This is a genomic window from Pedomonas sp. (assembly GCF_036515995.1).
GTDB lineage: Bacteria > Pseudomonadota > Alphaproteobacteria > Sphingomonadales > Sphingomonadaceae > Pedomonas.
Genome location: NZ_DATBUP010000221.1, coordinates 1 through 11,968, shown reverse-complemented (window position 1 = coordinate 11,968; position 11,968 = coordinate 1). Strand labels below are relative to the sequence as shown.

Below are 11,968 nucleotides of genomic sequence, written 5' to 3'. Positions count from 1 at the left end.
TGCATGAAGACCAGCAACTCTTCGGCGGTAGAGTCACCTAAAGGCTGTTTCACGCGTCACGTGATCCGGCAAAAAAGGGGGGGCGATGGCGATCATGACTCTGGGGCGAATACAACTGTGGTTGCTGGGCGCATGTCTTCTGCTCTCGGGTCTATGGCTCACGCTTGGCGGGGTCTGGCTCGCCGCCCTTGGCGGATCAGTGCTTTATGCGCCTCTTGGTCTGGCCGCGGTTGCCGCCAGTGTCCTGCTCCTGCGCCGCAATGTCTGGGGCGCGTCGTTGTTCTTCATAATGGTGCTGATGCTCGCGCTGTGGGGCTTGTCCAGCGTCGGGCTGCGGTTCTGGTTGCTCCTCCCGTATCTGGGTTGGGCCGCCGTGCTGGCCGCGTGGCTCGCCATGCCCTGGATGTGGCGCCAGGTGGCTGGAAGCCGCAGCGATGCACCGAGGTTTCATGGCACGCTGCGCTGGACAGGTGCGATCGTCCCTGCACTTGTCATGGTCGTGAGTGGCCTTGCCGATCCCGAGCCGGCCGGAGGCGGAAAGATTGCAGCACTTGCCAGCCAGGAGGCGGGGGACGGCACGCAATGGCCGGTGGTCGGCCGCAATGCAGCCGGCACGCGTTATGCCCCCGTTGCGCAGATCACGCCGGCGAACGTACATGAGCTGAAGCCCGTCTGGACCTACCGCACCGGGGATCTACCCCCGCCGGGGTCGAAAAGCCGGTCGGCGCAGATGTTCGAGGCAACCCCGATCAAGGTGGGCGATGTCCTGTATCTCTGCACCCCACGTAACATCGTGATTGCTCTGGATGCGGACACCGGCCAGGAGCTCTGGCGCCACGATCCTCAGGTTGATGCCGGGCATGTGCCAATGCTGATCTGTCGTGGCGTTACCTACTATGAAAATCCGGATGCCGGCGCTTCCCAGTGTGTCCGGCGCATTCTGGTGGCAACGGTCGATGCCCGGCTGCTGGCGCTTGATGCCAGAACCGGTGAGCGTTGCCCGTCTTTCGGCCAGGGCGGCGAGATCTCGCTTCTGGAGGGCCTCGGCCCCGTCAAGCCCGGTCACTACTATGTCACCTCACCGCCGACGATCATTGCCGGCAATGCGGTCGTTGGCGGGTTTGTGCTCGATAACATGACGACCGATGCCGCCTCGGGCGTCGTGCGCGCTTTTGATGCCGTCACGGGCGAGCAGCGCTGGGCCTGGGATCCGGGCGCTCCGCTTGATGCTGCACAAAGGGCTGTCGCAGAGTTCAGCCGCGGCTCGCCGAACGCCTGGAGCCTGTTCAGCGCCGATGAGCAGCTGGGGCTGGTCTACATCCCGACGGGCAACGCGGCGCCGGACCATTTTGGCGGGCTGAGAAATGCGGACCTGGAGCGCCATTCCGCATCGGTTGTCGCCCTTGACGGCGGGAGCGGGCAGCTGCGCTGGTCGTTCCAGACCGTGCACCGGGACCTGTGGGATTATGATGTGGCCTCCCAGCCGGTCCTCGTCGACTTGCCGATGGGCGGCCAGACGGTACCTGCACTTCTCCAGCCGACCAAGCATGGCGAAATCTTCCTTTTGGACCGGCGGACGGGAGAACCTTTGGTGCCGGTGCGCGAAATCCCGGTACCGGCAGGCACAATGGCAGGCGAGCACTATTCTGCCACCCAGCCCGCCTCGTCCGATGCGCTGAGCTTTACGCCGCGGTCGTTCGTCGAGACGGACATGTGGGGGATCTCGGCGCTTGACCAGCTCTGGTGCCGCATCCAGTTCCGCCGCCTGCGGTACGAGGGCAAGTTTACCCCACCCTCGACCCAGCCGACGCTGGTCTTCCCGGGCAACAACGGCATCATGAACTGGGGCAGTGTCTCGGTTGACGAGCGCCGCTCCGTCATGCTCGTGAACTCCTCCTACATGCCTCTCATCGTCACTCTGGTGCCGCGCGCCGACGCGCCTCAGGGTGAGGACATCGTGCTGGATGGCAGAGCCGCCATTTCCCCGATGCTAGGGACGCCCTATGCGGTGAGGACCGAGCGCCCCTTCGTCTCGCCGCTGGGCGTTCCCTGCAACGCGCCGCCTTGGGGGCTGCTCTCTGCGGTTGATCTGAAGTCGCGCACACTCCTTTGGCAGCGACCGCTCGGCACGACCCGGGACCATGCGCCGCTGGGCGTTGCCGTCCCGGGGGTCTTCAACCAGGGTGGCAGTGTCGTGACAGCAGGCGGCGTTGTCTTCATCGCGGCGACCCTCGACGATTACCTGAGAGCCTTTGATGTCGAGACCGGCAAGGAACTGTGGAAGGGGCGCCTGCCTGCTGGCGGTCAGGCGACGCCTATGACCTATGTCTCGGCAAAGACCGGCAAGCAGTTCGTCGTTATCGCATCGGGTGGCCATCAGTTCATGCAGACCCCGATCAGCGACCATGTGGTCGCCTATGGTCTGCCCGACTGAGGACCAGGCTCGCGGCGCAAAGAACGAGGCGGGGGCCTGCCCGCCCGGCTGGGCGGGCCTTATCGGGATAGCGCAGCGGCTGAGGTCAGGAGCATTCTGACGAGCTCGCCTTGGCGGTTCACACCCGTCTTCATGAAGACGGACTGCAGCTGGGTCCGGGCCGTATTCCGGCTGATGTTCAGGTTGGTAGCTGCCTCGTCAAGGCTCGCACCGCGTGCCAGCTCGCTTGCGAGCAGGGATTCGGCCGGCGTCAGGCCGAACAGCCGCGCCAGCGTGGCGCTGGGAATGATCGGCCGCCGGCCTGGATCGCGCAGTACGAGCATGGCGGTGCGCAAAAGTGGTTTTTTGAGCGGGCGAAACGCCGGACCAGGCCTGACGATCACGGTCAGGGGCAGGGGATTGGTCTCGCGCGCAAGCGCCAAGGGCGTATAGATTCGCCAGTCATGCTCGGCCTGCTGCTCTGCAGCCATGCAGCGGATGTGCGTCAGCAGGCTTGCAGTATCCGTCTGATTGACGGCACGCAAACGCCCGTGGACGAGTTGCAAGCCGTCCTTCTGATCAAGCAGGGTGTCTGCAATCGAATTGGTCAGCAGCGGCTCGCCATCGGCCGTGGCGAGGATCACACCAATGTCGGCCGTCTCGATCGCTGCGTTCAGGACGATCTGGCGTCGCTCCAGGTTGACAATCCGCTCGAAGACCCTAATCCCGCGCTTCAGCGGCGTCATGAGGCGCGTCAGCAAATGGCGGGAGGCCTCGCTGAACCTCTCGCCCCCGGCCCTTCGCCAGAACAGGACATGAATGGTCCGCCCGTTTTCTTCGAACTGAAGCGTCAGGCCGTTGATCATGGTCTCGGAGTCGGGCGCTGCTGGTGTTGTCTGGCAGCAGGCCTCCCCGGTGCCGGTCCGGCCTGATGCCATATACGCCTGATAGAAGGCCTCGGCAGCTTCCTGCGAGCCAGGGGCGTCGACGAAAAAGACCGGATCCGCTTCTTTGCGCTCGGCCCACAGACCATAGACGATCGCGGCGTGATCCGCTCCCAGGGCATCGCGCGCAGCGCACAAAAACCCCTGCCAGGTTGGCACCTCGGCGATGCTGGTCGAGAGCGCATCGAGCAGTGCCTCATACTCAGAATGACTGTCCAAGGCCTGCCTCTCCGGTGCCATGTTATGCCGCCCCCATATTGCAAATACCCTGCATCAAGCCCGTTCCATTTTTGTAAAGTTATAGGATTTAAGAGCGAGGGGAAGGCAGATGGTGTGCGCTATGACACTGTGAGGACAGGATGCAGAGCAAAGCTTGCAGAATTGGCAGGTAGCATTGCCAGAGAACCGGCCCGGCAACTCTCCTACAGGCAGGGTCGCTGAGTTGTTTGATCCTTAATTCCTTGGCGAGAGTTCCTGAATGTCAGGCGCCATAGACAGCGAGGCCGGCAATTGCGGGATTATTTTTCGCATTACCGTTCAGCCTGCGGATAGGGCCCGTGATGCCCGATTGAAGTCCCGCGCAATTGAACCCCATAAGCAGTGCCGCCGATAGAGGGGAGACAGCGGGGTTTATATGGTCAGGATTCTAGGCCGTCAGATCGGTATGCTCATGGCCGGTCTGATGCTGATGGCAAGCAGTCCGCGCCCACCGGAAGTCATGTTCGACGAGGCGCCGCCGCCGGCCGCGCCGGACTATCATCTTGCTGGCAGCTGGGCAGCCTATGGCGATCGGCCAGGTGCGGTGGTCGGGCAAGCGGCCGATGTTTTCTATATCCACCCGACCACCTTTCGGTCCCGCGCCTGGAATCAGGACGTTCGGGATGAGAAAACCAACCGCTGGACGGATGTCAGCGTTGTGCAGCGCCAGGTATCGGCGTTCTCGGCCTGCTGTCGCGCCTTCTCGCCTCGGTACCGGCAGGCGTCCTCCCGCGCATTTCTGGACTCTGACGGCGATGGGGCCAAGGCGTACGAGCTCGCCTATGCGGACGTCTTGCGTGCGTTCGAATATTATCTCGAGCACGAGAACGCCGGGCGCCCGTTCATCATCGCCGGCCATAGCCAGGGGGCGTTGCATGGCCTGCGCTTGGTCCAGGAGAGGATCGTCGGCTCGGCGCTGTTCGACCGCATGATTGCAGCCTACCTGCCGGGCATCGGTATTCCGGTCGGCATGCTGAGCGAGGGGTTGCCGGTGTGCGCGACGCCAACCCAGACCAGGTGCATGGTCAGCTGGAACAGTTTCGATGCGAATGCAGATACGGCGCAATACGTGACGCGCTCCCTCAAACGCTACGTCGGGCCCGCCGAGGCCAGTCATCTGGTCTGTGTCAATCCGATGAGTTTTGACGCGGCGCGACCAGCCATGGGATTTGGCAGTGGCAAGGGCATTCTGCCGGGCCCGCCCGTTGAGGGGCCGCTGCCGCCGCTGGCGCATGGAAAGGTCGCGGCGCGCTGCGATGGAGGCATATTGCGGGTAGAGGTGACCCCAGGCTTTGAGATCTCCGATCGCCTGCCGGGTGGTAACCTGCACATGAGCGACATTGCCCTTTTCTGGGGCGACATCCGCGTCAATGCCCAGCAGAGAGCAAAAGCCTGGCATGCGCTTGCGCGCCCCGACAGCGACGGGTCGGAGTGAGATCAGGTGCGCGGGCAGGTGTCCGAGCGCCCTTGCCGGGCGCAGCCAGGATCTCGGCCAGCTGCACCGTTTGGGTGCGGATCTCCGGCACGGCCGTGATTTCCCAGAAGGCGCCGCGCGTCATGGGGCCCAGGGCATAAAGGTTGCGCAGGGGCCTGCCGTGGCTGTCGATGACCTGGAAGCGGGCGGTCACATCAAGCCCCATCCGGGCAAATCCCGGGCGGACCGTGCCTGCTGCAAGCAGGTTCTGCAGTAAGGGATTGCGGCTTTTTCCAACATCACATCCCGGGCCGGTGCAGTTGATGACCCTGCTGACGGTCTGCGCATGCACGATATCCGTGCCGCGGGCGCGCCAGTGGGTGCGAATGCCGTCGCCGGCGCGCTCAAAGGCGAGCAATTTTGCGGCAATGACGGTCAGGCGGCCCTCCGCCACCAAGGCCTCGATACGGCGGCTGGCGGACGGTGACAGCCGGTGGCGGTGAATGTCCCACCACGGCCGCAGGTGGCGCAGGAAACGGGACTTCTCGTCCGTGCTTGCGGCCTGCCAGAGGGACTGCAGGTGGGGCCGAAGCTGGTCGATTGCAGTGCGCCAGTCAATCTGTTTTGCCACCGCCCGCGTCTCGGCCACGAGGGCCGATAATCGCGGCGTGACAGCAGAGGCTTCCCGCAGCGGTATAGGATGGGCCTCATCGGTGTGGGAAAGGGGCAGCAGCCCGCGGCGAGACACGGCGATGATCTTGCCGCCGAAACCTTGGTCGAGAAGCTGCAGCGCAATATCGATCATGGTCATTCCGGTGCCCGCCAGCAGAACTGTACCGTCGTTGCTGCGGATCTGGGAGACTTCGCCTGCCCAGGGGTCGTTGATGTAGGCTCCGCCCAGGGCCTCGGGCGATGTTGCACCAAGGGCATGGGGTCTCAAATGCCCCAGAGCCAGAACAGCACTGTCTGCAAAGAGCGGATCTTGTCCGTCGATTGCAATGCGCACTCGATCTCCGGCCCGCTGTAGATCGAGTGCGGTGCCCCGTACGACGTGCAATCGGCCGTCCGATGCCGCAAGAGCGGTGCGCAGCTGGTCTTCAAGATAATCCCCATAGATCGTACGCGCGACGTAGTCGTCGGGTCTGCCCAGATGTCTTGCCTGCAGCCACTCGGCGAAATGGCCGGGGGCATCCGCATAGGCGCTCATGTTGCAGGCGCGTACATTCAAGAGATGGCTCTGGTGTGGTGTGCTATAAGCCAATCCCCTGGCCAGCTTTGCGTCCCGTTCGACCAGAGTGACCCGGATCCCGGGGTGGCGGAGCAGGGCCAGGGATTGAAGGACGCCGCTTATGCCGCCGCCGATAACTGCTATGTGCTTGCTCATGCTGGGCATATCAGATGCAATCCTTGTGCGGCTACGGTATTGTTAATAAATAATACTCTATAGATTTAGTCGTGTAAACCGTGACAGTTCGAAGTTGGGTCCCGGCCCAGGCTGGGCCACGCGCCGTTTCTTGCCGGATCAGGGAAACGAGATATGAATTTTTGCTTATAAGAATTAATGTCTTGATGATGACCAAGCAACGCCCAGGGCCCGCGCCCTACAGACGAAAATTTTTCTGGTCTCGGTCCGGGCGGCTGACCGTTTGAACAACGGTTCACCCTACCAGTAAGCTTTAATCTGCGCCGAGAACCGCACGCTCCTGCCGCGTCACAAGCGCCATTTTGCCTGCTGGCGGTAGCGGCTCGGGCTGATGCCGGTCGCGCGCCGGAAGGCTGCTGAAAAACTGCCCGGATGGGTAAAGCCGAGACGCGCCGCCACTTCCTTTAGGGGCAGGGCTTCATCCGTGAGCAGCACCATCGCCCGACTGACCTGAGTGCGCGCAATGTGGGCTGTCACATTCTCGCCGGTCAGGGCGCGATAGAGACGATTGAAATGTCGTATGCTGACGCCGCACAGTGACGCCAGTTCCGCAAGGCTCGGCGCCGGACCTTCTGCCTCTATGCGTTCGCAGACCCTGCGATACTGCCATCCGGCCAGACGGCCCAGGTTCGCATGTCGCTCCTGACGCTCCGCTATGCTTCGGGCGGTCTCGATGATGAGCGCGGTTCCATAGGCTTCCAGCAAAGCCGCGCTGGCAAAGCCGGGCGCTGCCAGTTCCCCATGGATCTGCTTCAGCAGGCCGCGCGGCCGGTCGTCGCGCAGATCAAGGCACATCCTGAGTATGTCTGGATCAGCAGCAATGCTGTGACCGCTCGTGGCTTCATAGCAGTCGCGGGAAACAGCAAGGCGCACAATCCGAATATGGCCGCCGTCGCTTCGTGAATACAACTGAAGCCCGGCCGGCCGCAGAAAGACGTTGCCGATATGGCTGAAGCGGCGAGGGGCAATCTCTGGAAAGCAGCCCGTGCCGTCGGTGGCGAGCGGCGGCAACGACATCTCTATCATATGCCGATCCTCGCAGGTGGTGGCCTCCATCGGCGAGGGCCAGTGCCATTCAGCGATCTGCGCCTCGCCTATGGGCAAGGACATCTGCGCCAGAATTCTCGGTGGGTCGGCCATGCTGCTATTCTGGGAAGCCGGTCGCAAAGGTCAATCTGTATCGTGCGCTTTTATGGCCATGTCACATAAGGATGGCCATTCGGATGCGGTCGCCCTTCTTGCCCGGGGGACTGTGCTGCTGCACTTCTAAGCCATAACAATCGCCCAAGGGGCGGCATGGATCGGGGGAGTGCTTTACCATGGAAACAGCCGACATTCCTGCGCATGTTCCGCCGGAGCGCGTGCTTCGCTTCGATTTTCGGAATGACGAGGCGATCCGCCGTGACCCCTGGGGCTATATCGCCAGTCTCAACGATCGGCCCGACATTTTCTTCTCTCCCGACCTGGGCGGCTACTGGGTCGTCACACGAGCCGAGCTGATCGACGACGTCTTCAGCCGCCATGATCTCTTCACCGCCACGTCTCTTGCGATCCCGAAGCTGGAGAACGCAACGCCGCTCATTCCCAACAATTTCGATCCGCCCGAGCACACCGGGTACCGCAAGATCCTGGCCAACAAGCTGTTCTCGCCGCGGGCGCTCTCAACGCTCGAGCCGGACACGCGCACCTTCTGTCTGCAGCTGTTCGAGGCGTTCGAGCCGGGCCGGTGCGAGTTCGTCCATGATTTTGCCTACAAGCTGCCGATCGACATCTTCCTCAGCATGATGGGGGCAGACCTGGCGCTCAGGGACAGGTGCCTTGAATGGATCCGCCTGATCTTCCGCGGCCGGTCGGCCGAGGAGACGGCAGCTGGCTTTATCGGGGCCAACGAATTCGTGCAGGAGTGGCTGACCGAGCAGCTCGCCGACCCTGAGCAGAACAAGGGCTCCATGTTCCAGGCCCTGGTGGCGGCGCGCCTCGAGGGGCGGCCTTTGAGCTTTGCCGAGATGCATTCGATCACCATGATGCTGTTCTCGGGCGGCCTTGATACGGTCACGTCCCAGATGACCCATATCATGCGCTTCCTGGCTGAGAGCCCGGAGCACCGCCAGCACCTCCTCGACCACCCGGACGTGCTGCCCTATGCGCTTGAGGAGATGCTGCGCCGCTTCGGCATTTCCTTCATCGGCCGTGCAGCGGCCAAGGACTTCGAATACCACGGCGTCGCGTTCAAGAAGGGCGATCCGGTCTGCGCGGCAACGCCGATCGCGGGCCTTGATGCCCGCGCCTTCCCGGATCCCTTGCGGGTTGACTTCGGACGCGGGAAGGGACGCCGGGTCAAGCACTTAGGCTTCGGCTCAGGGCCGCACTTGTGCATTGGGGCATACCTTGCCCGAACCCAGCTGACGATCATGATCGAGGAGTTGCTCCCGCGCATGCCGAACCTGCGTGTTGCCCCGGGAGCCGTCATCGAGAACGCGGCGGGCGCCACCATGATGCTGAAGAGCCTGCCACTCGAATGGGATGCCTGAGCACGGAATGACCTTCACGATCAGGCGTTCTGAAAAGTGTCGCTTCAGCTCCGACCAATTCATGATCGGGCGCGGCTTCGTCGATCAGACCAGGGCCATAGCCAAGCCGGTGTGCATGTCGGCGCAAACCTGGAGGCCAGTGATGGCCGCGTGATCAAGGTGCCAGGAGCTGTGCCTGTGCAGCATCATGGTGATCCTCAGCGCCGGGTATCAGGGCAAAGAGGGCATAGGCGATGGCGGCGGCGGAGTGGAGCTTGAGACAGTGCTCGGTCAAGCGCGGCCAGACACGGCCACCGGCGGCGCGATAGGCTTCAATAAGGGCCGGCAGGCTCTCCAGGCCGAAGCCCTTGATATGGCCGATGAGATCAATGGCCGGATCGCCAAGGCGCGCCTCGGTCCAGTCGATCATGCCGGTGACGCGGCCATTGGCCTCGACCATGACGTGACCGACATAAAGATCACCGTGAACCACGGCTGTCTCATGGGGCCAATAGCTGTCATCGGCGAGCCACGCCTGCCAGCCATCCCACTTGTGGGCAGGAACTTCAAACCTGTCTTTTACACGATCAAGATCGGTGCGCAGCTTCTGGCGTACATCAGCGACGGTGTTCGGCGCCATGCCGGCATTGATCGCAGCCGCGCGCGGGATGGCGTGGAGTGCGGCGATGGCGGCGCCGAGAGTCTCGACAAAGAGGGGAGAGTCTTTATCGAAGTGCCAGGTGACCTCGTAGGTTGTGGGGTCATAAGTCAGGCCCGGCAGGCCCGGCAGGATCGGATAGGCAATCAGATCCTCGCTGAAGATCTGCCAGTCAGGGACGGTGATCGGCAAGTGGCAGCGCAGCATCGCCAATACAGCGGCTTCTGATTGGGCGCGTGTCATGACATCAGGACGCCGCGGCATGCGAAGCACCCAGCGCCGTCCATCTACGGCGGTGGCGAAGCCGACGCGAAAGTCGAGGCCCATTTCGTTGAGCGAAACCGAGGACGGATCGATGACAAGGCCGTTGAGGGCGGCAATGTCGGCGATGGACTCTGCAAGGGTGCTCGTCGGACTGGACATTGCGGCACTCTATCCCAAGCCGATGCGTGATGTCACGCCGCGACCCCGGCGCAGATATTCAACCCAGGGGACCATCATTTTCCACACTCCGTTATGCGCTACAGGGAGGTCGAGGCGGCAAAACCCCGATCCCGTCCGAGGTGAGGCCGCGGTGCCATCGGACGCGAGTGCGGCCTATTGCATGGATACATCAGCATGAGAGCTGCCGCCCGTGGGAGGTAGCAGAATAATCGCCGAGTGCCGTCGCACCTACGGGACTGTCATGAGTCAAAGGGCAAACGCTGGCGCGCAGCGCGTCTGCGCAGCCGGCTGTTTATTCAGACGCAAGGCCCGCTTCTCATCGAGCCAAGTTCCAGTTTCGGCTCCCGTTTTTACAGCTATGCCGCGGGACATGAATTTTCCGGACTGACATGACGGATGCAAACGGGCTGCAAAGCTGGTATGCCAGAGGGCATGTCTGCGTCATTTCCATATTCTCTGGCCATCCGCAGTTACGGTTCGCAAAGCAACATTGATCGGCATGACTTTGCGCAGCTTGTACTGCCGCTTGTAGGCTCGCTTGAAATGGACATTGCCGGACGCGGCGGCCTGGTTGGACGTGGCCAAGCTGCATTCGTTGAAGCCCGGACGCGCCACGACCAGATAAGCGATCGGGAAAATCGCTCGTTCATCCTCGACTTCGACCCGGCAAATGTCACCCCGTCGTTGCAGGACCGCCTGGTCAGGCGACCCTATCTCCCGCTGTCACCGGCCGCCACCAAGCTGGTGGATTACATGGCCCTGATGGCCGCCGACGCCGCCGTGCCGGCAGAGACGGTCGAGCGCTGGGCACCTCTTCTGCTCGATGCTCTTGATGGTGCCCCGCCCCGTCCTCGCTCGCGGCTGTCGGCCCTTCTGAGCATGATCGAGGCGGCTCCCGGTGCACCGTGGACCGCGATGGCCATGGCGGAGAGGGCCGGTCTTAGCGTCAGCCGATTGCACGCGCTCTTTCGGGAGGAATTCAATACGACGCCGCGTGCCTGGCTGGCGCAGCTGCGTCTGAACCGCGTCCGTGAATGGCTTGGCACGACCGATCTCTCAATCGCCGAGCTGGCCTATCGCAGCGGCTATGCCGACCAGAGCGCGCTCACCCGGGCCATGCGGAAAGCAACAGGCCTGACGCCGGCGGCATACCGGCGGCAGGTACAGGACTCCGGGTCTAAGAAACGCGAGCCTTGATCAAGAACAACTGTGCCGTGTCATGCCATAGCACCCGCGTTGGCGGAGGTAGGCATGGCAAACAGCAGAGACACGTTCATCGGAATCCTGTGCGGCATGGCCGCAGGCGCCCTGTGGGGTCTGGTCTTTCTGGCGCCCGAGCTGGCCCGTGATTTCAGTCCCCTGCAACTGGCCGCTGGCCGCTATCTTGCCTATGGTCTGATCGCAGCGGCTCTGATTGCACCGCGCTGGCGCCTGCTTGTCCCCAGGCTCGGCCGGCGCGAGTGGCTGGCCTTGGTGTGGCTCAGCTTCGCCTGCAATACGCTCTATTATGTCCTGCTTTCAAACGCCATCCATAAGGGCGGCATTGCGATGACCTCGCTCGTGATTGGTTTCATGCCGGTGGCGGTGACCATCATCGGCAGCCGGGATCGTGGCGCCGTCCCGCTGCAGCGCCTGCTGCCCTCATTGCTTCTGTCGGCTGGCGGGGCCTTCTGCATCGGCTGGCAGGCGCTGGCGGTACCCGCCGACGGACCCTTTCTCCAGAGGGCCATTGGGCTCCTCTGCGCGATCGGTGCCTTGATCGCCTGGACGGTTTTCATCGTCGGGAACAGCCGCTGGCTCGCCCGGCTGCGGCATGTATCGGCCCATGACTGGAACCTGTTAATGGGCGTCGTCACCGGCGTTCAGGCATTGGCTCTTGTGCCCCTCTCCCTGGTCCTGGACAC

Annotated in this window: 9 protein-coding genes; 5 read left to right on the top strand and 4 right to left on the bottom strand. The window is 62.9% G+C overall.

What is annotated here, in order from left to right:
• Positions 1–85 precede the first annotated feature (85 nt).
• Positions 86–2,434 (top strand): membrane-bound PQQ-dependent dehydrogenase, glucose/quinate/shikimate family, encoded by a 2,349-nt coding sequence (locus VIG90_RS16145; RefSeq protein WP_331594547.1) that lies wholly within the window; start codon positions 86–88, stop codon positions 2,432–2,434.
• Between the two features lie 59 nt (positions 2,435–2,493).
• Here the strand turns inward: VIG90_RS16145 and VIG90_RS16140 are convergent, their stop codons facing one another.
• Positions 2,494–3,576 (bottom strand): helix-turn-helix transcriptional regulator, encoded by a 1,083-nt coding sequence (locus VIG90_RS16140; RefSeq protein ID WP_331594546.1) that lies wholly within the window; start codon positions 3,574–3,576, stop codon positions 2,494–2,496.
• Positions 3,577–4,021: 445 nt separating this feature from the next.
• Here VIG90_RS16140 and VIG90_RS16135 point away from each other — a divergent pair, with 445 nt between their 5' ends.
• Positions 4,022–5,050: a DUF3089 domain-containing protein gene (locus VIG90_RS16135; RefSeq protein WP_331594545.1), complete on the top strand. Its 1,029-nt coding sequence runs from the start codon at positions 4,022–4,024 to the stop codon at positions 5,048–5,050.
• Here VIG90_RS16135 and VIG90_RS16130 read toward each other — a convergent pair.
• Positions 4,983–6,413: an FAD/NAD(P)-binding protein gene (locus tag VIG90_RS16130; RefSeq protein ID WP_331594544.1), complete on the bottom strand. Its 1,431-nt coding sequence runs from the start codon at positions 6,411–6,413 to the stop codon at positions 4,983–4,985. The genes VIG90_RS16135 and VIG90_RS16130 overlap by 68 nt on opposite strands.
• A 327-nt stretch (positions 6,414–6,740) precedes the next feature.
• The gene (locus tag VIG90_RS16125; RefSeq protein WP_331594543.1) at positions 6,741–7,508 is read right to left on the bottom strand and encodes a helix-turn-helix transcriptional regulator; all 768 of its coding nucleotides are present in this window, start codon (positions 7,506–7,508) and stop codon (positions 6,741–6,743) included.
• A 263-nt stretch (positions 7,509–7,771) separates the two neighbouring features.
• Here VIG90_RS16125 and VIG90_RS16120 point away from each other — a divergent pair, with 263 nt between their 5' ends.
• Complete coding sequence (locus tag VIG90_RS16120; RefSeq protein ID WP_331594542.1) at positions 7,772–8,983, top strand: cytochrome P450; 1,212 nt, start codon at positions 7,772–7,774, stop codon at positions 8,981–8,983.
• Positions 8,984–9,137: 154 nt separating this feature from the next.
• Here VIG90_RS16120 and VIG90_RS16115 read toward each other — a convergent pair whose 3' ends face one another.
• A complete protein-coding gene (locus VIG90_RS16115; RefSeq protein ID WP_331594541.1) occupies positions 9,138–10,043 on the bottom strand; it encodes a macrolide 2'-phosphotransferase in 906 nt (301 codons plus the stop codon).
• A gap of 453 nt (positions 10,044–10,496) precedes the next feature.
• On the opposite strand from VIG90_RS16115, the gene VIG90_RS16110 reads away from it, so the two are divergent.
• Positions 10,497–11,261, top strand: coding sequence for an AraC family transcriptional regulator (locus VIG90_RS16110; protein WP_331594540.1), 765 nt, complete (start codon positions 10,497–10,499; stop codon positions 11,259–11,261).
• Between the two features lie 54 nt (positions 11,262–11,315).
• Positions 11,316–11,968: DMT family transporter (locus VIG90_RS16105; protein WP_331594539.1), on the top strand; the 653-nt coding region annotated here is incomplete at its 3' end.

What these genes read in the sequence shown, in the direction of transcription:
- VIG90_RS16125 (WP_331594543.1), bottom strand. Translation starts at nt 7,508, where the DNA reads ATGGAGGCCACCACCTGCGAGGATCGGCATATGATAGAGATGTCGTTG.
- VIG90_RS16135 (WP_331594545.1), top strand. Translation starts at nt 4,022, where the DNA reads ATGCTCATGGCCGGTCTGATGCTGATGGCAAGCAGTCCGCGCCCACCG.
- VIG90_RS16130 (WP_331594544.1), bottom strand. Translation starts at nt 6,413, where the DNA reads ATGAGCAAGCACATAGCAGTTATCGGCGGCGGCATAAGCGGCGTCCTT.
- VIG90_RS16110 (WP_331594540.1), top strand. Translation starts at nt 10,497, where the DNA reads ATGTCTGCGTCATTTCCATATTCTCTGGCCATCCGCAGTTACGGTTCG.
- VIG90_RS16115 (WP_331594541.1), bottom strand. Translation starts at nt 10,043, where the DNA reads ATGTCCAGTCCGACGAGCACCCTTGCAGAGTCCATCGCCGACATTGCC.
- VIG90_RS16120 (WP_331594542.1), top strand. Translation starts at nt 7,772, where the DNA reads ATGGAAACAGCCGACATTCCTGCGCATGTTCCGCCGGAGCGCGTGCTT.
- VIG90_RS16145 (WP_331594547.1), top strand. Translation starts at nt 86, where the DNA reads ATGGCGATCATGACTCTGGGGCGAATACAACTGTGGTTGCTGGGCGCA.